Origin of the sequence: Nevskia soli DSM 19509 (assembly GCF_000711955.1) — a bacterium.
GTDB classification, from domain to species: Bacteria; Pseudomonadota; Gammaproteobacteria; order Nevskiales; family Nevskiaceae; genus Nevskia; species Nevskia soli.
On record NZ_JONR01000015.1, the window covers coordinates 99,915 to 125,012 of the forward strand.

The window sequence follows — 25,098 nt, forward strand, 5'->3', positions numbered from 1 at the left end:
CCGATGAAGCTGCGCAGTTCGCTCTATGCCAAGCTGCTGCTGTGGCTGCTGCTCGACCTGCTGCTGATCGGCGCCCTGTTCTTCGCCTTCCCCGGACGCTCCGGCATGGGCTGGAACATGCTGCTGTCGGAGCCGGTGCGCGACCGCCTGCTGACCATCGGCGAACGCATCGGCAAGGACCTGTCGCTGACGCCGGAGGCCGGCTGGGAACAGGTGCTCGAAGCCTACAGCGCCGAGTACGGCGTGACCCTGTCCATTGATCGGCGCGACAGCCTGCCGCTACCGCCGCCGTTCCTGCAGCCACCGGATGGCCTCGACCCGCGTGAGGCCCCTGGCTTCGATGGCGGCGCCATGGGCGTGCAGGATGGCGTTCCCTTCTTCCTCTACCGTAACGGCCCGGCCCCGCCGACGGATCGCCCTGCGCCGTCCGCCACTGCCCCGGAGTCACCGTCCGGGCCGCCTCCATCCTCTCGCGACGAGCGCGGCATTCACGGCGGCCCCGGTCCGGCTATCGGCTTCGCCACGGCCGGCATGCTCGGCCACGGCGGCCTGCCGCCGTTCGCCAACCGCAGGATGCGCGGCAACCTCATCGCCATCAACCACCCGCATTCCTTCGATCCCTACGACGTGCGCATCCCCGCCACGGTGGAGCGCAGCGCCGAGCCTTCGCGGCCCATCATCCTGGACGCGCGCGCCGCCGGCCTGGGCCAGCTGCTGCGCTTTCTCGGCGTCACCGAGTGGCTGCTGTTCGCGGCCCTGGTGATCGGCCTGTCGGCGTTGCTGTGGTGGCCCTTCGTCTGGGGCATCACCCGCACCGTGGTGCGCGTCACCGACGCCACCGAGCATATCGCCGCCGGCCGTTTCGAAACGCGCATCGGCACCCGCCGCAGCGACGAACTGGGCCGCCTGGCCGACTCGGTCAACCGCATGGCCGAGCGCCTGCAGAGCTACGTTACCGGACAGAAGCAGTTCCTCGCCGACGTCGCCCATGAAGTCACCTCGCCCCTGGCGCGGATGCAGATGGGCCTGGGCATCCTTGAGTCGCGCGTCGGCGACGACGCCCAGCGCACCCTGCGGGACGTGCAGGAAGAGGCCGAGCAGATGTCGCGCCTGCTCAACGAGCTGCTGCTGTTCTCCCGCGCCGGCATGGAAGCCGAGCGCGCGCCGGCCCTGGCCCTGGACCTGTACCCGCTGCTGCGCCAGGTCCTCCAGCGCGAGGATCCGCAGCAGCGCGTCCGCGTGGACGGCGCCGATGGCCTGCGCGCCGTGGCGCGTCCGGCCCTGCTGGAGCGCGCCATCGCCAACCTGGTGCGCAACGCCCTGCGCTACGCCGGCGACAGCGACATCGCGGTGGAGCTGACGGCGGCGCGCGACAAGGGCCTGGTCCATATCCTGGTGCGCGACCGCGGCCCCGGCGTGCCGCCGGAAGCGCTGGCCCGGCTGGGCGAGCCCTTCTACCGGCCCGAAGTCTCGCGCGACCGCGACAGCGGCGGCACCGGCCTGGGCCTGGCCATCGTCATGCGCTGCATCGAAGCCTGCGGCGGCAGCGTGGTCCTGCGCAACCGCGAAGGCGGCGGTTTCGAGGCCGAAGTCAGGCTCGCCGCCGCCGGCTGAGCTTGTGCGCCGTCGCGGCGCGGCGCTTCAGCAACGCCGCCAGGGCGCCTTCGTTCAGCCCCGGATCGCCGCCGAACACCTCGGCGATGAAATCCATATACACGCTGGCGCGCCGCGGCAGCAGGCGCTTGGCCGGGTAGACGATGTGGATCGGAACCGGCGGCCCCATGTGTTCCAGCAGAAGCGGCTGCACCCGCCCGTCGAGCAGCGGCTCCTCGAACAGCCACACCGGCGTATAGGCGATGCCCAGCCCGTCGAGCGCGGCGCGGTAGATCCCGTCCGGCGTATTCACCCGCACACGGCCGCCCACCGTCACCTCGCCGTCGCGGAACATCCAGCGGTTGCCCGCACTCGCCAGCGTGTAGGCGATGCAGTCATGCCGCGCCAGGTCTTCCGGCACGCGCGGCGTCGGATGCCCGGCCAGGTAGCCCGGCGTGGCGACGCAGACCCGCTCGGCGGTGCCGATGCGGCGTGCCTTCAGCGCGCTGTCCCTGAGCGTGCCGATGCGGATCGCCAGGTCCACGCCTTCCTCCACCAGGTCGATGAAGCGGTCGCTGATCTGCACGTCGAGCTCCAGCTGCGGATAACGCTGCAACACCGTCCGCATCAGCGGCAGCAGGTGCGTGCGTCCCAGCACGGTAGGGCAGGCGATGCGCAGCAGCCCGGCCAGCTGGTCCTCGCCGCGCGCGTTCGACTCCGCCTCCGTCACCGCATCCAGCACCCGCCGCGCCTCGGTGTAGTAGCGCTCGCCTTCGGGCGTCAGCGTCAGCTTGCGCGTCGAGCGGTGCAACAGCCGGGTACCCAGGTGCTCCTCCAGCGCCGCGATATGCCGGCTCACGTTGGGCTGGCCGGTACCCAGCTCCCGCGCCACCGCCGAGAAGCTGCCGGTTTCCACCGCGCGGGCAAAGCTGTGCATCAGCAGGAAGCGGTCCATGGCGCAGCCTCGTCGGGGAAGTGATTCATGCAGTACAAGCATGGATATTATGCCTTTCCCATGGACTTATCAGACACCGGCAATCGGCGGAGACTGCGTTCCAGGGTGAACCGGGACCGGCCCAGACCGCCGCGAAGGCTCACCAGCACTTCGAATCAAAGGAGATACAACATGGGCAAGCTGCAAGGCAAAGTCGCAGTCATCACCGGCGGCAGTTCCGGCATGGGCCTGGCCACCGCCAAGCGCTACGTCGCGGAAGGCGCCTACGTCTACATCACCGGCCGCCGCCAGGCCGAGCTCGACGCCGCGGTCAAGGCGATCGGCTCCAACGTCACCGGCGTGCGCGGCGACATTTCCAACCTCGCCGATCTCGACCGTCTCTATGAAACGGTCAAGGCGGGCAAGGGCCACATCGACATCCTCTTCGCCAATGCCGGCATCGGTGAATTCCTGCCGATCGGCGCCATCACCCCGGAGCATTTCGACCAGACCTTCGGCGTCAACGTACGCGGCACCCTGTTCACCGTGCAGAAGGCCCTGCCGCTGTTCCGTGACGGCGGCTCCATCATCCTCACCGGCTCCATTGCCAGCGTCAAAGGCATTCCCGCCTTCGGCGTCTACAGCGCCACCAAGGCCGCCATCCGCTCCTTCGTCCGCACCTGGACCCTGGAGCTGAAGGACCGGAAGATCCGCTCCAACGTCATCAGCCCCGGCACCATCGACACGCCGATCCTGGCGCCGCTGCCCAAGGAAGCCATCGCCCAGATCGTCGCCGGTGTGCCGATGGCGCGCATGGGCGAGTCGGACGAGATCGCCACCGTCGCCGTGTTCCTCGCCTCGGACGATTCCAGCTTCATCACCGGCATCGAGCTGTTCGTCGACGGTGGGGTCGCGCAGGTCTGACGTACGCTGTATCGCGTTTGGTCGCAAGGCCCCGGCCGCCCAGGTCCGGGCCTTGCGACTGCTGGATGCGGGGGCGGCCGGGGACCTCGCCGCCGATTGGTAAACCTCATGTAAATTCCGCCGGCCGCGGCCTCCGCCGCGCGTAACGTGGCGACCTCGGCTCAACACGCGAGAGACCCATGCACCAGAAAACATTGGGCAGCCTGCTGCTGGCATCGGCCATCGGCCTGTCTGGCTGGGCTGCCATCGCCAGTGCCGATGAGCCCGGCGAGGGGCATCCGCCGCCCATCGCTGGCCCCGGCCAGCCATTCGCACCGGACGCGCCACCCCACGGCCCGCGGCTGCAGCTTGGGTTCGGGAATCCCGGGTTCGGCCCCGGCGCGGGTCCCGGCCCTGGCATGGGTGGCCCAGGCTTCGACGGCCCCGCGGATGCAGTCATCCACACCCTGATCGAGATCGAGCGCCTGTACCGCGAGGAAGGCCGTTCGAAAGAAGTCGTGTCCCTGTACCAGGGCGTGCTGGGCAAGACCAAGGACCCCCTGGTACGCCACTTCGCCTACGAGGCCATCGCCCACGCGCAATTGCGGCCGGCGGATACCGACAAGGCCGTCGCCACGCTCAAGCAGAGCCTGGACGAAAGCCTGCAGCATCTCAACGAACTCCCTCCCCCGGGCGGCCCTGGCCGTGATCGCGCTCCCGGCCAGGGCAACAATTCAGGCGAAAAGGCGCCCTGAAGCGTGACGGCGGTCCGCAGGGGGACTGCGGACCGCCGTCCTTTTTTTGTCGGTTGCTAGGCCTCCTGTCGCACCTTGCCGGGTGCGAAACCCTGCACCCGCTTGAAGGCGCGGCGGAACGCCGCCTCGGTCTGATAGCCCAGGCGTTCGGCGATGCGCGCCACGCTCTGGTTCGGATCGCGCAGCAGGCGCACCGCCTCGGCCATGCGCCACTCCGTCAGGTACTGCATCGGCGCCACGCCCAGCACCTCGGAGAAATGCTCACAGAACGCGGTGCGCGACAGCAGCGCGATCTCCGCCAGCTCGGCGATGCTCCAGTTGCGCCCCGCATCGTCATGCATCGCCGCCAGGGCCCGCGACAGCCGCGGATCGTTCAGCGCCGCCAGCAACCCCTGCCGCGGCAGATCCTTCACCACATGGCTGCGGATCGCCAGCACCAGCAGCGAATCCGCCAGCTTGTTCAGCACCAGCTGGTTGCCGAACAGCGACTGGCTCGACTGTGCCGCCATCATCTGCCCCAGCGCGCGGAAATGCCCGGCCTCGTCCGGTTCGTGCACCACGAAGAACTCCGGCAGCGAATCCAGCACCGCGTTGCGCTTGCCGCCCTGCGAGGTGAATTCACCGCAGAGCATCGCCGTATCCGCCGGCTGCTCGGCTCCCGTGCGCATCACCTGGCACAGCGTATGCGGCCCGCCGCGCGGAAACACGATCAGGTCGCCGGCGCCGAGGGTCAGCGGAGCGGGCAGGTAACTCGCCTCCACGCGGCAACTGCCCGAACTGATCAGGTGGAAGATGCCGCGATCCATCTGCGGCTCGCGTTCGATCCACTCGCCGCAGTAGGTGACGTTATCGGTGATACGGGCGGAGATCTGGTGCGCGCCCATGATCGAGGCGAACACTCTTTCCGCGGACTGTTCGAGCATGTCCCTAATTTAGCACGCGGCTCATTACAGTCCGCTGCTATCCACACCCTTCCTGCCAGGCCAGCAAAACCCCGCCCCAAAACCCCGCCCATTGTCATCCTGAGCGGAGCGAAGGATCTGGCCGCACACCATCAAAAAGCCACGCGCTCAGCGGTAGGGCGGCCACGGGCCACCCTACGAATATTCCACCACACCTTCTCCCGCGACCGGGAAAAGACGTGGCTCCCGGCCCCTCAAGCCACCTTCGGAAAATCCAGCGGCGTGTCATTGACCCGGTTCACCATGTTGGTAAAGAAGATGTGGCTGATGGTGTAGATCGCCTCGACAATCTGGCGGTCGTCGTAACCGGCGGCATGCAGGCGCTCCACCGCCTCGGCCGGCACCGGGCCGGAGGTTTTCACCAGGTTCGCGGCGAAATGGACCAGGGCGTCGATGTTGGCATCCTCGTCGTAAGCGCCGCTGCGCAGTTTGCGCGCCTGCTCGGCCGTGAAGCCGGCGGCCCTGGCCGCCATGGTGTGCGCCGCCACGCAATAGTCGCAACGGGTGGCCTCGCTCACGGCCAGGTTGATGGCTTCAATCCGCCGCGCGCCCAGCGTGCCCTGCTTCAGCACGGCGGCGCCTTGCAGCGCCAGGCCCAGCACCGCCGGGGCGTTGCTGCCCACGGTGACATAGGCATTAGGCACCTTGCCCATGGCCTGCCGGATGGCGGAAAACAACGGGGCGGCTTCCTCGCCGGCCTCGGCGACGTTGACGGTATGCAGACGATTCATGATGACGGCTCCTTTCGTGGGCGCTGCTGACGATGCAGCGATGCGCCATCCTAGGGCGGCAGGGTGCTACCATCCGCACATAAAAGTCTCGATTTGACACTGGATCGTCTCGCGTCTTGCCATGGATAGTCTCAGCCACCTGGTCCGCATGCTCGCGCCCACCGGCTCGGTGGACCTGCGCTGCCGCTTTGCCGGCGACTGGTTCGTCGCCCACGACCCGGCGCCGCCCGGGCAGGTGCCGTATCACGTCATCCTCGAAGGGCGCGGCCGCGCCCGTATCGGCCGGGACTCCCTGGAACTGGAGGCTGGCGACGTGCTGCTGTTCCCGCGCGGCGCCGCCCACATCCTGCGCAGCGTCGGCGGTGGCGACGGCGACGGCGAGGACCCGGCGTACAACAGCCTGGCGGCGCGGCATTTCAACGGCGTGCTGACCGAGGTGACGCTGCAAGGCGAGGGGCAGCCGCTGGACATGCTGTGCGGCAACTTCGCCGTCGGCGGCTCGGGTGGGGCGCTGCTGCGCACCCTGCCCGAAGTCCTGCTGATCCGCACCGCGCAGCGCGCCGACTGCGCCTGGCTGGCCGCGCTGATCGGCATGATGCGCTACGAGAGCGAGGCCGCGAACGCCGGAGGCGCCGCCGTCATCGGCGAACTCTCCACCGCCCTGTTCACCGTGCTGCTGCGCGCCCTGATGGCCGAGCGCGGCGCCAGCCACGGCCTGCTGGCCCTGCTCGGCGACGCGCGCCTGTCGCGCGCCGTGGAAGCCGTGCTGCGCGAACCGGCCCAGCCCTGGACCATCGCCGGCATGGCCGCCGTGTGCAACCTGTCGCGCGCCACCTTCGCCCGCCAGTTCGCCCAGCTCAGCGGCCTGACTCCGCTGGAGCTGGTCACCAGCCTGCGCATGGAACTCGCCGCCCGCCTGCTGACCCAGGAAAGCCTCTCCGCCGAGCGCGTCAGCGAGCAATGCGGCTACGCTTCGCAGGCCGCCTTCGGCCGCGTCTTCAAGCAGCACTACGGCGTCGGGCCTGGGGCTTACCGTCGCCAGGCCCGCGATGCGCGCGCCGCGCCGCAGCCGGCGGGCTAGGGAAGCTCCGAACAATTTCAAGAATCGTCATTCCGGCGAAAGCCGGAATCCAGGGGTCGTAAGCACCGAACCCCGGACCTCCGTCTAGGCGCCGATTTGATCAAGATTTCATCAAGGCACTTCACCGCCAACACACAGTGCTACGCTGGTGCCGTCCCTCGCGGGGACCGGCTTGCACCCCTTTCAACCTGCTTCAACTGCCAGGATGCCGCTCATGAGCGAAACCGACATCAAGGGCGTCGAGCCCTACCACGAACCCGCCGGCGGCTGGGGCGCGCTGCGCGCCACCGCCGCGGCGCTGGCCCACTCCCGCAACTCGGTGACCGGCGCCGGTTTGCTGCTCAAGCAGAACCAGCCCGACGGCTTCGACTGCCCCGGCTGCGCCTGGCCCGATCCCAAGCACACCTCCTCCTTCGAATTCTGCGAGAACGGCGCCAAGGCCGTGTCCTGGGAAGCGACCAGCAAGCGCGTCACGCCGGAGTTCTTCGCCAAATACACCGTCAGCGAGTTGTGGCTGAAAAGCGACCACTGGCTCGAAGACCAGGGCCGCTTGACGCATCCCATGGCCTACGACCGCGCCAGCGACCGTTTCGTCGCCGTCTCCTGGGAGGTAGCCTTCAGCCGCATCGGCCAGATCCTCAACAGCCTGCCGTCGCCCGACCTCGCGGACTTCTACACCTCCGGCCGCGCCTCCAACGAAGCCGCCTTCCTCTACCAGCTGTTCGTGCGCCTCTACGGCACCAACAACTTCCCCGACTGCTCCAATATGTGCCACGAGGCCAGCAGCGTGGGCCTGCCGCGCGTCATCGGCATCGGCAAGGGTACCGTGACCATCGAGGACTTCGACCACGCCGACATGATCTTCTGCATCGGCCACAATCCCGGCACCAACCACCCGCGCATGATGACGCCGCTGCGCGAGGCCTCCCGCCGCGGCGCGCCGATCATCGTCATCAACCCCTTCCGCGAGCGCGCCCTGGAGCGTTTCGAAGCGCCGCAGGAGCCGATCGAGATGCTGACGCGTTCGTCCACACCGATCAGCACGCAATACCATCAGGTCAAGGTCGGCGGCGACGCCGCGGCGCTCAAGGGCATCATGAAGGCCCTGCTCGCCATCGACGACGCTGCGCTGCAGGCCGGCCGCCCCAGCGTGCTCGACACCGCCTTCATCGCCGAGCATACCCACGGCTTCGAAACCTTCGCTCAGGATCTGCGCACCACGGAGTGGAGCGCCATCGCCTGCGCCAGCGGCCTTACGCGTGAGGCGCTGGAAGGCATCGCCGAGGTCTACGCCAAGGCCGAGCGTCCCATCATCTGCTACGGCATGGGCCTGACCCAGCACCGTACCGGCACTTCCAACGTCGAGCAGATCGTCGCCCTGCTGCTGATGCGCGGCGCCATCGGCCGCGAGGGCGCGGGCATCTGCCCCCTGCGCGGCCACTCCAACGTGCAGGGCGACCGCACCGTCGGCATCACCGAGAAGCCGTCGAAAGCTTTCCTCGACAAGCTCGGCGAAGCCTTCGGCTTCGAGCCGCCGCGCCAGCCCGGCCGTTCCGTGGTCGACACCATCGCCGCCATGCGCGACGGCCAGTGCAAGGCCCTCATCTCCCTCGGCGGCAACCTCGCCGTGGCGGCGCCGGATACCGCCGTGTCCTTCGACGCCTTCCGCCAGCTTTCGCTCAACGTCACCATCGCCACCAAGCTCAACCGCACCCACCTGCTCACCGGCGGCGAGGCCTTCATCCTGCCCTGCCTGGGGCGCACCGAGATGGACAAGCAGGCCGGCGGCCAGCAGTCGGTCACGGTGGAGGATTCCATGTCCATGGTCCACGCCTCGCGCGGCTTCATCAAACCCGCCAGCGAACACCTGCGCTCCGAGCCGGCCATCATCGCCGGCATCGCCAAGGCCACGCTCAAGCCTTCGGCGGCGGTGGACTGGGATGGCATGATCGGCAACTACGACCTGATCCGCGACAAGATCGAGGTGGTGATCCCGGAACTGTTCCGCGCCTACAACGAACAGATCCGCCAGCCAGGCGGCTTCCGCCTCTACAACTCCGCCTCCGAGCGCGTCTGGAAGACGCCCACCGGCAAGGCCAACTTCGTCCCCTTCCGCGGCGTCGAGGAAGACGAGCACTACAACGACCCCCTGGTCCTGCGCCTCACCACCATGCGCTCCCACGACCAGTACAACACCACCATCTACGGCCTGGATGACCGCTACCGCAGCCTGTTCGGCCGCCGCGACGTGGTCTTCATGAACACCCAGGACATCCAGCGCGCCGGCCTCACCCCCGGCGCCCGCGTCGACCTCTGGGCCTTCCACCAGCCCAAGGCAGGCGCACGCCCGCGCGTCCTGCGCGGCCTCACCGTCGTCAACTACCCGCTGCCCGAAGGCAGCTGCGGCGCCTACTACCCGGAAGCCAACAGCCTGGTCCCGCTGGAACACTGCGACCCGGACAGCCTCACGCCCTCCTACAAATCGGTCCCGATCCGCGTCCTGCCGGCCGGGAACACCGACGACGGCGGCGACACCACCATCGCCACCGAGGGCCTGACCGGAAAGGCGCGAGTAGCCCAGGCCTGAAGCCCTGCGGGATCGAACGCGAACTCCAGCATAAGCACCAAACTCCCCTCTCCACACCTCCGTTGTTCCCCCTCTCCCCATGTACATGGGGAGAGGGCCGGGGTGAGGGGCGTATCTCAATCCAAGAACAATCCGGAATCGATGCGCCAAGGCATCCAGAGCGCCAACCCATGAAGCCCCCCTTCAAGCGCCTCCTCATCGCCAACCGCGGCGAAATCGCCATCCGCATCGCCCGCGCCGCCGCCAGCCTCGGCCTGCCCAGCCTCGCCGTCCATGCCGAAGACGATGCAGGCTCGCTGCACGTACGCCAGGCCGATCACGCCATTCCCCTGCGCGGCCGTGGCGTCCCCGCCTACCTCGACGCCGAGCAGCTCATCGCAATAGCGCGCGCAGAAGGCTGCGACGCCCTCCACCCCGGCTACGGCTTCCTCGCCGAGAACGCCGCCTTCGCCCGCCAATGCGAGGCCGCCGGCATCCGCTTCATCGGTCCCGGCGCCGAAGCGCTGGAACTGTTCGGCGACAAGACCCAGGCCCGCGCCCTGGCCGAAAGCTGCGCGGTTCCCCTGCTCAAAGGCATCAACGGCGCAGTCACGCTCGACGAAGCCCGCGACTTCCTCGCCAGCCTCGGCCCCGGCGGCGCGCTGATGCTCAAGGCCCTGCACGGCGGCGGTGGCCGCGGCATGCGCGAAGTGTTCGCGGCAAGCGAACTGGCCGAGGCCTACACCCGCTGCCAGTCCGAAGCCCGCGCCGCCTTCGGCCGCGGCGAGGTCTATGTCGAGCAACTGATGCGCAGCGCCCGACACATCGAAGTGCAGGTGCTGGGCGACGGCAGCGGCGCCGTTAGCCACCTGTGGGAGCGCGAGTGCACCTTGCAGCGCCGCCACCAGAAGCTGGTCGAGATCGCCCCCAGTCCGGGCCTGCTTCCCGCAACACGCGAGCGCATCATCGCCGCCGCCCTGAAGCTGGCGGGTGCGGTGAAGTACAGCGGCCTCGGCACCTTCGAATTCCTGCTCGACAACGAGCAGCCCGGTGTCTTCTGCTTCATGGAAGCCAACCCGCGCATCCAGGTCGAGCACACCGTCACCGAGCAGATCACCGGTGTCGATCTCGTCCAGACCCAGATCCTGCTCGCCGCCGGGCACACGCTGGCGGACCTGAAGCTGTCGCAAGCCCCGCCGCCAAAAGGCTGCGCCGTGCAACTGCGCATCAATCTGGAAAGCATGAACCCGGACGGCACTACGCGCCCGGCCGCGGGCACCCTCAGCGCCTACGAGCCGCCCAGCGGCCCCGGCCTGCGCGTGGACGGCTACGGCTACGCCGGCTACACCGTCAGCCCCAGCTACGACTCCCTGCTGGCCAAGCTCATCGTCCACGCCGACGACTATCCCGCGGCGCTGCGCCGCGCCTACCGCGCCCTCTGCGAATTCCGTCTCGAAGGCGTGGCCAGCAATCTGCACCTGCTGCAAAACCTGCTGCGCCTGCCCGAAGTGGCGAGCAACACCGTCAGCACGGCCTTCGTCGGGCAGCACCTCGAACAACTCCTGGCGCCGCAAACGCAAGCCCACCCACACCTGTACTTCGCCCAGGCGGCTGCATCGATCTCAACCACTGCGCCAGTCGCGGACGCTCCGCCCGGCACGGTGGCGCTGAACGCCCCCAACACCGGTGTGCTGGTCAGCCTGGCGGTAGGCGAGGGTGACGCCGTCGCCGCCGGCCAGGGCGTTGCCGTGCTCGAAGCGATGAAAATGGAATTCGTGGTCAAGGCCGCCAGTAGCGGCATCGTGCGCGTGGTCGCCGCCGCACCCGGCGCCACCATCGTCGAAGGCCAGCCGCTGCTCCACATCGAGCCGGCGGAGGTTGCCGGCGAAGCCGCACTCAGCGAGCAGGAGCAAGACCTCGACCACATCCGCGCCGACCTCGCCGAAGTGTTGCAACGCACCGCCGGCCTGATGGACGCCGCGCGTCCGGACGCGGTGGAGAAACGCCGCAAGCGCCAACAGCGCACCGCCCGCGAAAACATCGACGACCTCTGCGACCCCGGCAGCTTCAGCGAATACGGCGGCTTCGCCCTCGCGGCGCAGCGCCGCACCCAGACCGTCTCCACCCTGATCAAGACCAGCCCCGCCGACGGCCTCGTCTGCGGCACCGCCACCGTCAACGCCGCCCACTTCGGCGCCGATCAGGCCCGCGCCCTGGTCATGGCCTACGACTTCACCGTCTTCGCCGGCACCCAGGGCCTCACCAACCACCGCAAGCTCGACCGCATGCTCGGCCTCGCCGCGCAATGGCGCCTGCCGGTGGTGCTGTTCGCCGAGGGCGGCGGCGGCCGTCCCAACGACACCGACCTCAACGTCGTCGGCGGCCTCGACACCCCCAGCTTCAAGAACTACGCCGCCCTCAGCGGCGTGGCGCCCCTCGTCGGCATCGTCTCCGGCCGCTGCTTCGCCGGCAACGCGGCCTTGCTTGGTTGCAGCGACGTCATCATCGCCACCGAGGATTCCAACATCGGCATGGGCGGCCCCGCCATGATCGAAGGCGGCGGTCTCGGCAGCTTCAGGCCGGAAGAGGTCGGCCCCATCGCCGTGCAGAGCGCCAACGGCGTGGTCGACATCCGCGTCGCCGACGAATCAGCCGCAGTCGCCGCCGCGAAGCAGTACCTCGGCTACTTCCAGGGCCCGCTCAAGGAATGGAGCGCCGCCGACCAGCGCCTGCTGCGCCAGTGCATCCCCGAGAACCGCCGCCAGGCCTACGAAGTGCGCGGCGTCATCGAAACCCTGGCCGACACCGGCTCGGTGCTGGAGCTGCGCCGCGAGTTCGGGCCGGGCGTCGTCACCGCCCTGATCCGCATCGAAGGCCGCCCCATGGGCCTCGTCGCCAGCAACCCCAGGCACCTCGGCGGCGCCATCGACGCCCCCGCCTCCGACAAGATGGCCCGCTTCCTCCAGCTCTGCGAAACCTACCGCCTGCCCATTGTTTCTCTCTGCGACACCCCCGGCTTCATGGTCGGCCCGGACTCGGAAAAGACCGCCATGGTCCGCCACGCCTCGCGCCTCTTCGTCGTCGGCGCCAGCCTCACGGTCCCCTTCATGACCGTGGTCCTGCGCAAGGGCTACGGCCTCGGCGCCCAGGCCATGACCGGCGGCCACTTCCATTCCCCCTTGTTCACCGTGGCGTGGCCCACCGGAGAATTCGGCGCCATGGGCCTCGAAGGGGCGGTGCGCCTGGGCCTGGCCAAACAACTCGAAGCCATCCAGGACCCCGAAGCAAGGGAGAAAATGTTCAAACAAGCCGTCGCCGCCCTCTACGAACGCGGCAAGGCCCTCAGCACCGCCTCCTACCTGGAAATCGACAACGTCATCGACCCGGCGGATACGCGCAAATGGTTGCTACGCGGCCTGTCATCGGTGCCTGCCGCGGATGTGCGGGAAGGTAGGAAGCGGTCTTACATCGATCCCTGGTAAAGAGACGGTCGAATCCAGAATGGGTTTTAGCCGTCCAAACTAGATATGAAGTCCACAAGGCAGAATTCACAACTCGGAGAGGTATAGGACAATCTGCCCTCTTCAAAATACTTTCCGGGAAGAACAGTTTCGTCAGTCAACTCATAGTCCTTGGCGCAATTCGAGCAGACGACGAAATCCAAAAGAGACGTTCCGTCGTCTAGGATATCCACATCGAATCGAATCAAGGTCAAGCGGTGTAACGATTGAGTGCGCAATGCAACACAAGCTTCTCTCACATGTTTGCACCACATCGGGCCTTGCTGTTTTCCATGCTTGGAGCACAACACTATTCCCATGGATCCGATTGTTTCCCTAGTTCCGTATTAATGCTGGACTTTCGTAAGGCGGGATGTCCTCGCCCATGTCGCATGGTCTCGAGGTCAGATGTGGGCGCCAATCCATTTGCCTGAGAACCATTGTTGAAGGTGTTCAGCAAACTCATGTGGCCTGGAATAAGTAATTCCTGATTGCCCCATGCCCATGTGCTCCCCTACGATATGCGAGAGGTATTGGGTAATTTCTTCGGTGTTTGCCCTTCGCTCCAGCTGTCGCAGCGATGCGGGGAATGCTGTTACAAGTTGATTTCGGCACAACCTCACGTTCAAGTCAATCGACATCATTGAATCGCGTGGTGATCACTTTGGAGCCATCGTTATCGACGAAACACACATATCGACCGAATGACAGAGTGGTATATACAAGGAAGGACATCTTGCCTTGATGCTCCGAGTTTGGAGTGGCGCCAAATTCGAATCGATCCAGGGCACGCTGTCGGGCACTAATTGCCGATTCACCTGCTTTCGTCGTTGCGCAGTAGTTGCTAACTCTTGCGTGGTCGATCGGGTAGGCCGCAATGCAGCCGCCGATCAAACTCAGGAAGGCACAGCCGGCTACAGTGGATATTTTCATTGGCGCCTTGGCGCGGCCGGATCGACAGCCGGGAGTTTCGCGCCGCTAATAGTAATGAACCACTTCGGCTTGATGCGCCCGAAGTCGGTACGGGTATTGGTACGCAGCGCCGCTTTGGAATCCAGCACCAGCGGCCCCTCCGGGCTGCGCCAGAAAACCACCCAATGCCAAAATGGAATGCTGCGTTCGAGATGCCACTTGATGGCAAGCAAGGCGGTGTCCGGCAAAGCCTCCCAAGAGGTAAACGGCTTTTCCTTCGCTGAACACTGAATCCTATGCTGCTTGAGCAAGGTGCGAACGTGCCGTGTATCCGACCACAAACGAGTATCCTCGGCATGGATGCCGAGTCTGTTGGCGATACGCTGCGATTGTTTGTAGCTGATGCCGGCAAGAACGGCTACGCTGGCTATACCACAACCCGAAAGCTCTTCCTGGACTAGGGCTTTCATCTTAAATACCTAGTTTTGCATGACCAAAGATCGCCCCGAGACGGCGACAATTGAAGAGCTACCTCTCAAAGAACCACTCCATGAATTCCGTCGCGACATCTGGAGTCAATTCCATGGTTGCTTCCGCAACTGAAACATAACCCTTTGCTGCGGCAATGGCGGCCAGGGCGCACACAAGAAGGTCTTCACTCCATTCCCGTGTGGCGGCAGTCGCTACAAGAGCAGGGATTTTTCGCAGAGCCTCCGTATAGGCGGATTCTAGATCGTCTGGAATGGCGATACCCTTGCGGTGCCTGCACACTTCAACCCATGCCGGAAAATGGAAATAAGCAGAGCCCGCTCGTTCCGGTGCCTTTGAGAGAACTTCGATCACATGTGGAACTGCGGCAAACGAGGCTGAGTAGACGTCGCCTTGATGCGCCAAGGCGCTCCACAGAGAGAACCAGGGCTCTTCCTGCCCATCTCCGTCCGGGAACTTCTCAAGCTGTTGCAACAACGCCGGGATATCGGACGCCGAGCCGTAAGCGTGCTGAAGCTCGGACCAACGGGGGCTGTCGAGCGCTAGCATGTTATAGAGGCATCAGGCGTTAAAATTCAATGGTTGCCCGGAGCCGTGGACTGATGGTTCCAGGTAGAAGGATGAGATGGTGATCATTGTCGGCCCAGTCCCTTCTTGATATCTTGGATAGTAGGAACGGCATCTTGTTTCAGTCTCGTCGGCACTAACCATTCAAGCCTTACAGGGATGCTGTTGAATAAATATTCGCGGCCAAGTTCTTCTTGGTACATGAACAATGTCCCTGTTACCAGCCCTTCTCCGCTGGCCATCCGCCATCCTGCCAATACCAGCCTGAAGGGAGAGCCTCCTGGGCGGTTTAGGCGAATCACCACAAGACCGTCCTCGTGCATCACATCGCCGGGGCTAAATCGCAATGTGATGGGCTCTTCGCCAAATGAGTAGGAAAAAACCCCACTGAAATCGTCGTTCACCTTAAGGTACTGATACCAATCACTCTTGAGCCAGTGAGACTCGACGGCTCCCCACTCCGCGCATAACACGCCATTATCGAATGCAGGTGTTGCCCTTGTAGGAGTACTGATCGCTATAAACACGATAACAAGTAGCCTGACAACTCTAGTTCTAATCACGAGCTTCATAACAACTTAATGGCTGTCAAGATTGGTTAAGACGTCCGCGGGGAGTGTCGAGTTGCGGTTTAGCTGAGCCGAGTCAAAAGATCTTTTGTGATGGCTTGCCATTGTGGATAGTGTTCCGACTCCGCCCAAAGTTCCTGCAATTCCGAAGATTGAAGGATTGCGCTTATGGCTTTTTTTGCTTTTGAGATAAGTGCGTCGTCAGGTCTGGGCTTGCCTTTCATCCACACGGTGACTTCTTCAGGTAGTGACTTAACTGGCTTGCCAAGCATCGCGGCGACAACTTCCGCCGCAGCAAGTGCAGCCGAACATTGAGGGACTTCCAAGTATTCGTCTGCTTCGTCCGTAACTGCGCTTAGTGCACTTCCGATCGCTGAGAGGTCCTTGGAACGCTCAAGGTCATAAACCCAGTCCCCAGCGTCATCGTTTCCAAACGGCTCATGGCTCCACGCACCCATTCCCGCATCTCCTTCAATTGCTGGCACAGCAATATCGCCGTCACCCCAAACCTTTTTTGGATCGAAAATTCGGGACGGGGGCCTTCAGTTGATCGATTTTGGTTTAACTATATGAAAACAAACGGGGCGGCGCGAGAGCCAGGTCGTCTTTGTCTGGAACTATTTGATTTTAAGGCGTTAGGAGTCCGTTTCGCCGTACCGCCCCGTATCCCCTGGTCGAGAGGAAAGTTTGCACCCGGCCGGGTGAATTTGCACGAAATTGAATACCCGAACCCCATTAACAGCCATCTTTCGCATCCCTGCATTTCCCGCTCACCGCATGCGTGCCAACAAAAACCCTTGGCACGCATGGCACGCATGGGCTTTTTTGAGCGAATTTTCCGCGTCCGGCCGTTCCGCGCCGGGGGCTCGTCACCGATATATTCCGCCGCTGACGGAATCCCGGAATTCGCCACGAAAACTAGCCCACCTTCCGAAACGTCAAATTCACCCGCCGCATCCCCAGCCCCGGATGACTCGCCGCCTTGAGCGGCATCACCCCATGAAAGCGCAGCCGGGCAGGGCCGCCCCAGACCACCACGTCGCCGTGCCCCAGTGGCACCCGCAGGCAACGGTCCTCCCGCTTCAACCCGCCGAACAGGAACACCGCCGGTATGCCCAGCGATACGGACACGATCGGCTGGCTGTAATCCCGCTCGTCCTTGTCCTGGTGCAGCGACAGCCGCGTCCCCGGCTCGTAGTGGTTGATCAGGCAGGCATCCGGCGCGAACCCCTCGAAGCCGGCCTCTGAGGCCGCATTCGCCGCCAGTTCCAGGAACACTTCCGGTATTGGCGGCCAGGGGCGCCCGCTTTCCGGGTCCAGCGCATCGTATCGGTAACCCCGCCGGTCGCTGACCCAGCCGCGCGCGCCGCAATTGGTCATCGCCACCGACATGCGGAAGCCGCCCGGTGTGGTGAGATGCCGCAGCGGCGCCCTGGACGTGATGTCGTCCACTGCCGCGAGAATCTCCGCCTGCTGCGGCAGCGCCAGCCCGCGCAGCACCACCGCGCCCGGCGCCAGCTCCTCGCGCCGCCCGGCGCCGTCGTCGTGATCCGGAAACAGGTCCAGGGTCATGCCGTACTCATCCGGTCTTCACTGCGCGTCGTGGAAGATGACGCCCAGTGTATGCCGCTGCCCGGAGCGCAGCCGGCTCACGCCGTGGCGCAGGTTCACCCGGTACACGCCGCGCGTGCCCTGCACCGGCCGGTGATGCACGGCGAACACCACCGCATCGCCCTGCCGCAGCGGCACCACCTCCGGCCGCGACTGCATGCGCGGCCGCTGCTCGGTCAGCACGAACTCGCCGCCGCTGAAATCGCGCCCCGGCTCCGACAGCAGGATCGCCAGCTGGAGCGGAAACACATGCTCGCCATACAGATCCTGGTGCAGGCAGTTGTAGTCGTCCACGCCGTATTGCAGCAGCAGCGGCGTGGGCCGCGTCTGTCCCGCGGTATGGCAGCGCGCGATGAACTCAGGATGCCGCTCCGGGTAGCGCGTCTCGATCCCCATCGCCGCGTTCCACCGATTGGCGATCGGCGTTAGCCGCGGATAGAAGGCCTCGCGCAGCCCGGCGACGATCTCCGGTAGTGGATAACTGAAATAGCGGTACTCACCGCGGCCGAAGCCATGCCGCCCCATCACCACCCGGCTGCGGAAGATTTCATCCCGTGGATACAAGCCGGCCAGTGACTCGCACCGAGCCCGATCCAGCAAGCCTGGAATCACCGCGCAGCCCTGCGCATCAAGCTCCGCGCCGATCCGCTCCCAGTCGAGCGCGGCGACATCAGCCAACCCGGCGACGGGCGCTACTTCCTCCGCGGTTTGCGAATCTGCCGGAATGATCATTTGCACGATAAGCCTCCACCTGTCGGGCAGCCTCGGCTGCGCCATGGAGTGAAGCTTAGTGGTCAGGCTTGCCGGCGGCTTCCGGATTCTTGCGCGCCTGTGCTTTCCACGCGGCGTACTCGGCCGGCATGCAGACACCGCAAGGCTGGTAGCCGGCCGCCCGCGCATGCTCTTCATCGAGGAAGAACACCCGCTGCGCCACATAGCCGCCCCGGGCGATCGCCCTCAGGGCGCTGGGGCAGTCGAGCCGGCCATAGATGGGGCCGCGCCGATGGCCGCCGAGGGTGCCGGGACGTTGGCTCTCACACGGCTTGCCGTCGCCGCCGATCAAGGTCCAGCTGGTTTTCGTCGAATCGCTCCGCGGTGCACGCAGATGCCGCGATCTACCAGATCAAATCGTCCGGCACCACGTAATCCTTGTACGGATCGTTTTCGTCCGGCTTGGTCTCTTCCGCCACCACGCGCGGGATCACCGCGCGCTCCTCGCGCTCGGCGATGCGTTCGGCGATGGCGGCGGGCACCACCTCGTAGCGGCCCTCGCAGCGCACGATGCGCAGCTGGCCGTTGCCCAGCTTGACGCGGCTGTCGGGATTCACCGGGATGCGGCGGATCTTGGTGCCGTCGAGGAAATTGTAGAAATCGTCGCCGTCGACCTTGGGCAGCCGGTTCTGTTCCACCAGCTGCTTGATCTGGGCGTGGCGCGCCTTGCGGTCGGCCTTCTCCTGCTGCTGGCGGCTGCGCGCCTGGTCCTGCGCCAGCTTCTCCGCCTGCGCCTTCTGCACCGCCAATTGCGCATTGCGCCGCTGGATCTCGGCGGGGGTCGGCGGCTTCTTCGGCGCGCGGTCTTTCCGCTGGTGGTGCGGCTGCTTCTCGGCCTGTTCCGCCTGCTTCTTGCTGATCAGACCGGCCTGCAACAGCTGGTCGCGCAAAGACATGCTCATAACGTTCTCGTATCGTCAATAGGCTGCATGGCGGCGGTGCCGCATCCAGTCCTGCCAATCCTCCCGGTTCCGGCGCGGGGGCGCAAGCGTGGCGACGCAAATATTTACGACCGGCCTCCCCCTCATTTTCACATCCGCCATGCTAGGCTGCGCGCTTCCATGCGCATCCTCACCATTTCCGGCAGCCTGCGGGCTGTTTCCTCCAACAGCGCTGCCCTCCGCGCGGTGGAGCTGCTGGCGCCGCCCGGTGTCGAAGTGCTGGCCTGGCGCGGGCTGGATACGCTGCCGCATTTCAATCCGGATCTGGATGGCGAGCTGGCCCCGGCCACGCCGCCCGCGGTGCTCGAATTGCGCCGCGAGGTGGGCGAGTGCGCCGCCATCTTCATCTCCAGCCCGGAATACGCCCACGGCGTGCCCGGCTCGCTGAAGAACGCGCTGGACTGGCTGGTCAGCTGTGCCGAATTCCCGGACAAGCCGGTGGCCCTGATCAACACAGCCCCGCATGCCTCCCACGCCCAGGCCGCACTGGCCGAGACCCTGGTCACCATGTCCGCGCGGCTGGTGCGCGAGGCCTGCGTCACCTTGCCTCTGGCGGGCCGCAAGCTCGACGGCGCCGGCATCGCCGCCGACGCGGAACTCGCCGCCACCCTGCGTGGCGCCATCGCCGGGCTGCTGAGCGTGGCCGCGAAACGGGAAGCCGGCGCCGCGGGCTGAATCCGGCGGCGTTCTACTCCGACGTCGATGCGAAGTAGTTTGGCTATCCGCGGCTTTCTATCGCGCCCAGCAAGGCTTCGAATTCGCCGGCCGGAACGGCCTGGCTGTAGTGAAATCCCTGGGCCTGGTCGCAGCCGCGTTGCTGGAGGTAGTGTTGCTGCTGCTCGGTTTCGACGCCTTCCGCCACCACGCGGATATTGAGGCTGTGGGCCATCGCGATAATGGCATTGATGATGGCGGCATCCGCTGCATCGGTGGCCAGATCGCGCACGAAGGAACGGTCGATCTTGATTTTATCGATCGGAAAGCGCGTCAGGTAGGACAGGCTGGAGTAGCCGGTGCCGAAATCGTCCACCACCACGGTCACGCCCAGGCGGCGCAAAGCGCGCAGCATTTCGGCGCTCTCCTCCGGGTTCTGCATCAGCATGCTCTCGGTGATTTCGATCTCCAGGCTGTCGGCGCCCAGTCCGCTTTCCTCCAGGGCGCTGCGCACGATGTGCGGCCACTCTTTTTGCTGGAACTGCCGGGTCGAGACGTTGACGGCCAGCATGATCCTGCGGCCCATGCGCTGCTCGATGGCGGCGCATTCATGGCAGGCCGTGCGCAGAACCCATTCGCCGAGCTGCAGGATCAGCCCGGTTTCCTCGGCCACCGGGATGAAGCGGTCGGGTGAGACCGAACCCTGCCTGGCATTGGTCCAGCGTGCCAGCGCCTCCATGCCGGTGACGCGTCCGTTGCTCAGCGATACCTCCGGCTGATAGTGGATGCTCAGCTCTCCGCTTTCCACGGCGCGGCGCAGGGCCGTGCCCAGCGCCAGCTTTTCCTCGGTTTGCTTCAGCATGTGCTGGGTGAACCACTGGAAGTTGTTGCGCCCCGCTGATTTCGCGTGATACATAGCGGTATCGGCGTTTTTCAGCAAGGTCGTGGCATCGCTGCCATCCACCGGGAACATGCAGCCGCCGACGCTGGGCGTAACCAGCAGCTCATGGCCATCGATGAGCATCGGGGCGGAGATCCGCTTGATGATTTCGGTCGCCACCGGCAGCAGATCGCCGCGCCGCTTGACGTCGGTCAGCACGAGTACGAACTCGTCCCCGCCGAGTCGTGCCACGGTGTCGATATCCCGCACACAATGTTTCAGGCGATTGGAGATATTGAGCAGTAATTGATCGCCTATGGGGTGGCCCAGCAGATCGTTGACCCGTTTGAAGTGGTCGAGGTCCATCATCAACACCGCCAGCTGGCCGCTGTGGCGCTGGGCCTGGCGGATCGCCATTTCCAGGCGGTCCAGCAACAACGCGCGGTTGGGCAGGCCGGTGAGGGCGTCATGGTGTGCCATGTGGCGGATGAAGGCCTCGGCGTGCTTGCGCTGGGTGATGTCGTAGGCGACCTTGAGGAAGCCGCTCACCCTCCCTGCGTCGTCGCGCATGGCCGTAATCGCCACGTTGACGGGCAGGCGCCTGCCGTCCTTGCACATGTAGGTCCATTCGCGCTCGTCCGCAACGTCCCGGCTGCCGGAGGCGACGATGACCTGGAAGTTGGCCGGAATGACGATGCCCACCTGCTGCGAGAGTTCAGTGGCGCGGCGCATCAGTTCCTGCTCATCATGAATCATCAGCGCCGACTGTCCGACCAACTCCTGCCGTGCATATCCGAGCAGGCGCTCGCCGGCCGGATTGACGGTGAGGATGACGCCGTCGGTGCTGATGGCGATGATGCAGAAAGGCAGGCTGTCCAGAATCGACTGGCGCAGCGTGTTCATCTGTGTTGCCCGCTGCAGCTTTTCGGCCTGGAGACGCTCGGTGATGTCGATCACCGACGCCAGCACGAAATGCCCGTCGCCGGTATGCAAGGGATTCAGCCCGATCTCGATCGGTACTTCCGATCCATCCTTCTTCAGGCCGTAGAGGTCGCGCCCGGCCCCCATGGCACGAGTGTCCGGATGGTCGAAAAAATTGTCGCGGTAGCGCGCGTGATGTCCGCGGAAGCGTTCGGGAATCAGCGTTTCGATGCGCTGCCCCAGCAAATCCGCGCGGGTGTAGCCGAACAGCTTCTCCACCTGGGAGTTGACCAGGATGATTTCGCCTTCCGAGTTGATCATCAGCATCGCGTTGGGCGCCGCTTCCACCACCAGGCGCAGGCGCTCCTCGGCGCGCTTGCGCTCGGTGATGTCGATGATCGAGGCCAGCACGGACAGGCCTTCGGGCATGTCGAGCGGATTGAGGCCGATTTCGATCGGTACTTCCGATCCATCCTTCTTCAGGCCGTAGAGGTCGCGCCCGGCCCCCATGGCACGAGTGTCCGGATGCCTGAAATAACCGGTGCGGAAGCTTTCGTGATGCCCGCGGAAACGCTGCGGCACCAGCATTTCCAGCGATTGCCCCAACAGTTCTTCACGGCGGTAGCCGAACAGCCGCTCCGTTTGCGAGTTGACCAGCAGGATCACGCCGCGCTGGTTGACCATCACCATGGCGTTGGGCGCGGCTTCGATCACCCGGCGGAAATGCTGTTCGTCCTGGGCCGGAGCCGGCGTAGGTCTGAAGGGTGCGGCGACCGGGCAAGCCGCACCCCCGGCCGCCCGGGCTTCAATGTTCGACGCTCCTTTCTGCTGCTTGGACATCGCGCACCCAACATGTTTTTCTTGTGCGGATGCGCGATGCGGTTAGATGCAGCGCGCCTCCAGATGCACGATGCTATTGCCGGTTTCAATTGGACGTAGGTGGTAAAAATCTCCCAATCGGCCGGTTCTGCGCCGAACGGTAGTCTTCGGCCGATGAGTGCAGGCTGCTTGTGCTGCGCCGCACCGTTCCTCAAAAGTTTGGAAGATAACGGCCACTCTATGGGCAGTCCGCCGGCGTGCCCGTCACCTGGAACGCGCTGCTGACCCCCTCGTAAGGCTGCGCCGGCTTGCTGGCGGAGAGCCGCGACACACCTTCGTGGCGGATGCGGTAGGTGCCGGCCGGCGTATCCAGCGGAATCTTCCACAGCGCTTCCGCCGTCGAGGCGCCGCTGATGCCCAGCTCCGTGTTGAGCAGGCTGGCATTGGAATGCCAGATGAAGTTCAGGTCCGGCCGGCCATCGCTGCCCACCACGTCCCAGCCGCCCTGCGCGTTCTGCCGCTCGACGTAAAGATAGGACGACATGGTCTTCAGGTCGTTGCCGGGATAGCCGGCGACGAACGTCACGTCCACCGTATCGCCCTGCGCATAACTCTTGGCGGCGTCCGTCACCAGCTTGCCGAAAGAACCCGGCGCATCCACCGTCACCGGCGAAGCCGGCCCGGTGCTGAAGCTCATCGCCGCAACGCCTGCGGGCGCGGGCTGTCCCTCGGCCATGGCCAGCGCCAGCTTGCGCGCTTCCTGCTGCGTGGCCGCGAGCTGCCAGGGACCGGCATAGGTCGAGTTGCCTTCATACATCTGCGCCGAGTATTCCTCGCGCGTCGTCATGTAGTGCAGGTAATCATTGGACAGGCCGGAGATCACCACCGTGTCCACGCCCACCGGGCTCAGCGCATCCAGCACCGTCTTGCGCAGGCGCCGCCCGGCCATGGTGGTTACCTCGAACGGCACCGCGAGTATGGCCAGGTTGCCGAGGCGGAAGATCTGGAACGGCACCGGATTCTTCTCCGAGCCGAGCAGTACCGGCTTCTCGTTCTGGCAGGCGTATTGCGGCTCCACTGTCTTGAGCGTGCACAGCAGCGGCGCCACCACGCCGGTGGCGAGCACGCCGGGGAAGGGCACCGTCAGCGGCTGGTCGTTCTGCTCCAGCACCAGATAACCGGTGCCGTTGAACAGGCCGTTGTAGCCGGTGCGGATTTCCTGCTTGTACGGCGAGGGCGCATCGGCGACGCAGACATTGCCGGCCGCCAGCGGTCCCGGTCCGTTGACGCCGCCGGCGCCGAAGCCCACACCCATGCCGGTGCCGCAGGTGGTCTTGGCCGGCGTGTACAGCGCCGCCGGCAGGTCGGGATAGGTCAGTCCGGCCAGCACCACCGGATCGGTGATGGCATCGTTGCTGAAGTCGGCGTAGAAGAAGCGGTAATCCACCGGCCCGGTCAGCGCATTGCCCTGGGTGAACTGGGTCAGCGCCTGCGCCAGCTGCTTGGTGCCGGAGATCGCGGTCGCTTCCTGCTGGCCGCGCTGGTAGCCGGCCTCGTTGAAGTTGTAGGGATCGTCGCTGCCGCCGCGATAGCGGTAGGGCACGCCCTGTCCCGGCCCGTTGCCGCCGTTCACATCCTTGTCGAACACATACAGGTCCGGCACCGTGTCGCCCTCATCGGTCTGGGCGAAGGCGGCGACGAAGTTGTCCGCGCCGTCGGGCGTGGTGCCCGCATCCGGCAGATAGCGCGTGCCCATCAGCTTCTCGAAGCCGAGCGAGGCATAGCCCTTGTTGTCGCTGGAGAGCAGCAGGTCGTGGTTGCTCATCGAGGTGGGATGCACCGCGAACCAGTTGAGCACGCCGGCCACCGAGCCGTTGCCGCGCACCAGGTTGAGCTGCACGAAGCGCTTCTCCACATCGACCTCATGGCCCTCCTGGTCCACGTACTGCGCGCGCTCGGATGGCGCATCCTGCCGGTAGGCCGGCGGCGAGCGGTTGACGTTGGCATTGAGCAACTGGCCGATCGACATCTTGATGCCGGCGCTGTCCGGATGCGCCTCGAGGTTGGCATGGGCGCGGCGGATCGCCTGCACGATGCCGCCGACGATGGCATTGACGTTGTCGTCATCGTAATTGGCGTCGCTGAAGATCAGGCTTTCCACCCACACCAGCGGATTGTCCAGCAGCGCGGGCAGGGTGGACGACAGGTCGGGCAGCACCGGCACGCCGAAGCCGCCGCCGGCGGTGTGGGTATGCGTGGCGGACAGCATCACGTTGTCGGCGCTGTAGTACCGCTTCAGCGTCGCATCCGCGGCGATGCGCTTCAGCACTTCCTGGTGCACCAGCCCGGACAGCGCGCCCACATCGTCGGAAACGAAGGCCACGCGCTTGCCGTTGCAGGGCGACTCGATGGCGAAGGCGCGGGCATACAGGCGGATGTGGATGCCGTTCGGCGCCTGCGGCGGAATCACCATGCCGAACATGTCGGCATGCCCGGTGGGATTGCCGCCGATCGGCCCGGTGGTGTCGTATAGCCCGCTGCCGAAGCGGAACTGCCCGTTGCCGTTGCAGGCTCCCGCCGGCTGCGGCCCCGGGTTGGCCAGCGGCAACTCGATCGCGCTCGGCGCGTCCGGCTGGTGGGTATGTGTGTAGGTCACCCCGTCGATGACCAGGTCCGGCGTGGTGCCGACCTGCAGGCGCGGGCTCTTCAGCACGCAATACGCCTGTGGCGGCAGCTGCGCCGTCCCCGAGCCGCCGCCGGATACCGGCTTCGAGCTGCCGCATCCGTAGAGCAGCGCGCCGCTGCCCAGGCCCAACACCGCCAACGCCAGAATTCTTCCCTTCATGCCATCTTCCCGGTGGATGATTGCCGCAACTCCGGCAACTGGCGAAGAATCGACCGCAGACGGGCATGGCCGCTTGACATCCCATGCCAAGGCG

At 65.5% G+C, this 25,098-nt stretch carries 21 protein-coding genes; 7 read left to right on the plus strand and 14 right to left on the minus strand.

Annotated features, from left to right (window positions below):
* Positions 1-3 precede the first annotated feature (3 nt).
* The gene (locus BP26_RS27490; RefSeq protein ID WP_051748721.1) at positions 4-1,614 is read left to right on the plus strand and encodes a sensor histidine kinase; all 1,611 of its coding nucleotides are present in this window, start codon (positions 4-6) and stop codon (positions 1,612-1,614) included.
* Here the strand turns inward: BP26_RS27490 and BP26_RS0109135 are convergent.
* On the minus strand, positions 1,592-2,548 hold the full coding sequence (locus tag BP26_RS0109135; RefSeq protein WP_084182942.1) for a LysR family transcriptional regulator: 957 nt from the start codon (positions 2,546-2,548) through the stop codon (positions 1,592-1,594). The genes BP26_RS27490 and BP26_RS0109135 overlap by 23 nt on opposite strands.
* 171 nt (positions 2,549-2,719) lie before the next feature.
* On the opposite strand from BP26_RS0109135, the gene BP26_RS0109140 reads away from it, so the two are divergent.
* Both BP26_RS0109140 and BP26_RS30325 read left to right on the plus strand, forming a co-directional pair.
* Positions 2,720-3,451: an SDR family NAD(P)-dependent oxidoreductase gene (locus BP26_RS0109140; RefSeq protein ID WP_029920274.1), complete on the plus strand. Its 732-nt coding sequence runs from the start codon at positions 2,720-2,722 to the stop codon at positions 3,449-3,451.
* Between the two features lie 179 nt (positions 3,452-3,630).
* On the plus strand, positions 3,631-4,185 hold the full coding sequence (locus BP26_RS30325; RefSeq protein WP_051748723.1) for a tetratricopeptide repeat protein: 555 nt from the start codon (positions 3,631-3,633) through the stop codon (positions 4,183-4,185).
* A gap of 56 nt (positions 4,186-4,241) precedes the next feature.
* Here BP26_RS30325 and BP26_RS26545 read toward each other — a convergent pair whose 3' ends face one another.
* Together BP26_RS26545 and BP26_RS0109155 are read right to left on the minus strand one after the other, a co-directional pair.
* Positions 4,242-5,108 (minus strand): AraC family transcriptional regulator, encoded by an 867-nt coding sequence (locus BP26_RS26545; RefSeq protein WP_029920276.1) that lies wholly within the window; start codon positions 5,106-5,108, stop codon positions 4,242-4,244.
* A 233-nt stretch (positions 5,109-5,341) separates the two neighbouring features.
* Complete coding sequence (locus BP26_RS0109155) at positions 5,342-5,878, minus strand: carboxymuconolactone decarboxylase family protein (protein ID WP_029920277.1); 537 nt, start codon at positions 5,876-5,878, stop codon at positions 5,342-5,344.
* Positions 5,879-5,999: 121 nt separating this feature from the next.
* Here BP26_RS0109155 and BP26_RS0109160 point away from each other — a divergent pair, with 121 nt between their 5' ends.
* The 3 genes from BP26_RS0109160 to BP26_RS0109170 all read left to right on the plus strand — a co-directional run bounded on the left by BP26_RS0109160 (position 6,000) and on the right by BP26_RS0109170 (position 13,007).
* Positions 6,000-6,959: an AraC family transcriptional regulator gene (locus BP26_RS0109160; protein ID WP_029920278.1), complete on the plus strand. Its 960-nt coding sequence runs from the start codon at positions 6,000-6,002 to the stop codon at positions 6,957-6,959.
* A gap of 214 nt (positions 6,960-7,173) precedes the next feature.
* Positions 7,174-9,546 (plus strand): FdhF/YdeP family oxidoreductase, encoded by a 2,373-nt coding sequence (locus BP26_RS0109165; protein WP_029920279.1) that lies wholly within the window; start codon positions 7,174-7,176, stop codon positions 9,544-9,546.
* A 170-nt stretch (positions 9,547-9,716) separates the two neighbouring features.
* A complete protein-coding gene (locus tag BP26_RS0109170) occupies positions 9,717-13,007 on the plus strand; it encodes a carboxyl transferase domain-containing protein (protein WP_029920280.1) in 3,291 nt (1,096 codons plus the stop codon).
* Between the two features lie 648 nt (positions 13,008-13,655).
* On the opposite strand, the gene BP26_RS29370 is transcribed toward BP26_RS0109170, so the two are convergent.
* The 9 genes from BP26_RS29370 to BP26_RS0109200 form a co-directional block, all read right to left on the minus strand.
* Positions 13,656-13,958: a hypothetical protein gene (locus tag BP26_RS29370; protein WP_157572437.1), complete on the minus strand. Its 303-nt coding sequence runs from the start codon at positions 13,956-13,958 to the stop codon at positions 13,656-13,658.
* A complete protein-coding gene (locus BP26_RS0109175) occupies positions 13,955-14,407 on the minus strand; it encodes a hypothetical protein (RefSeq protein ID WP_051748725.1) in 453 nt (150 codons plus the stop codon). Before BP26_RS0109175 ends, BP26_RS29370 begins: the two co-directional genes overlap by 4 nt.
* Before the next feature lie 58 nt (positions 14,408-14,465).
* Positions 14,466-14,975, minus strand: a complete 510-nt coding sequence (locus BP26_RS0109180; protein WP_029920282.1) for a hypothetical protein — start codon at positions 14,973-14,975, stop codon at positions 14,466-14,468.
* An 83-nt stretch (positions 14,976-15,058) separates the two neighbouring features.
* Positions 15,059-15,565, minus strand: coding sequence for a hypothetical protein (locus BP26_RS29375; protein WP_169740674.1), 507 nt, complete (start codon positions 15,563-15,565; stop codon positions 15,059-15,061).
* 59 nt (positions 15,566-15,624) lie between these two features.
* Positions 15,625-16,020 (minus strand): DUF4259 domain-containing protein, encoded by a 396-nt coding sequence (locus tag BP26_RS28395; protein WP_084182943.1) that lies wholly within the window; start codon positions 16,018-16,020, stop codon positions 15,625-15,627.
* A 460-nt stretch (positions 16,021-16,480) separates the two neighbouring features.
* Entirely contained in the window at positions 16,481-17,134 is a 654-nt protein-coding gene (gene alkB / locus BP26_RS0109185) for a DNA oxidative demethylase AlkB (protein ID WP_029920283.1), read from the minus strand.
* Between the two features lie 18 nt (positions 17,135-17,152).
* Positions 17,153-17,905 carry a 2OG-Fe(II) oxygenase gene (locus BP26_RS0109190; RefSeq protein ID WP_029920284.1) on the minus strand — a complete coding sequence of 251 codons (753 nt, stop codon included), beginning with the start codon at positions 17,903-17,905 and terminating at the stop codon, positions 17,153-17,155.
* Between the two features lie 55 nt (positions 17,906-17,960).
* Positions 17,961-18,236 carry a metal-binding protein gene (locus BP26_RS0109195; protein ID WP_029920285.1) on the minus strand — a complete coding sequence of 92 codons (276 nt, stop codon included), beginning with the start codon at positions 18,234-18,236 and terminating at the stop codon, positions 17,961-17,963.
* Between the two features lie 52 nt (positions 18,237-18,288).
* Positions 18,289-18,846 carry a DUF2058 domain-containing protein gene (locus BP26_RS0109200; RefSeq protein ID WP_029920286.1) on the minus strand — a complete coding sequence of 186 codons (558 nt, stop codon included), beginning with the start codon at positions 18,844-18,846 and terminating at the stop codon, positions 18,289-18,291.
* A 159-nt stretch (positions 18,847-19,005) separates the two neighbouring features.
* On the opposite strand from BP26_RS0109200, the gene BP26_RS0109205 reads away from it, so the two are divergent.
* Positions 19,006-19,560, plus strand: a complete 555-nt coding sequence (locus BP26_RS0109205) for an NADPH-dependent FMN reductase (RefSeq protein ID WP_036516398.1) — start codon at positions 19,006-19,008, stop codon at positions 19,558-19,560.
* A 43-nt stretch (positions 19,561-19,603) separates the two neighbouring features.
* Here the strand turns inward: BP26_RS0109205 and BP26_RS0109210 are convergent, their stop codons facing one another.
* A complete protein-coding gene (locus BP26_RS0109210) occupies positions 19,604-22,180 on the minus strand; it encodes a sensor domain-containing protein (protein ID WP_084182944.1) in 2,577 nt (858 codons plus the stop codon).
* Positions 22,181-22,397: 217 nt separating this feature from the next.
* Positions 22,398-25,004 carry a neutral/alkaline non-lysosomal ceramidase N-terminal domain-containing protein gene (locus BP26_RS0109215; protein WP_084182945.1) on the minus strand — a complete coding sequence of 869 codons (2,607 nt, stop codon included), beginning with the start codon at positions 25,002-25,004 and terminating at the stop codon, positions 22,398-22,400.
* Positions 25,005-25,098 lie beyond the last annotated feature (94 nt).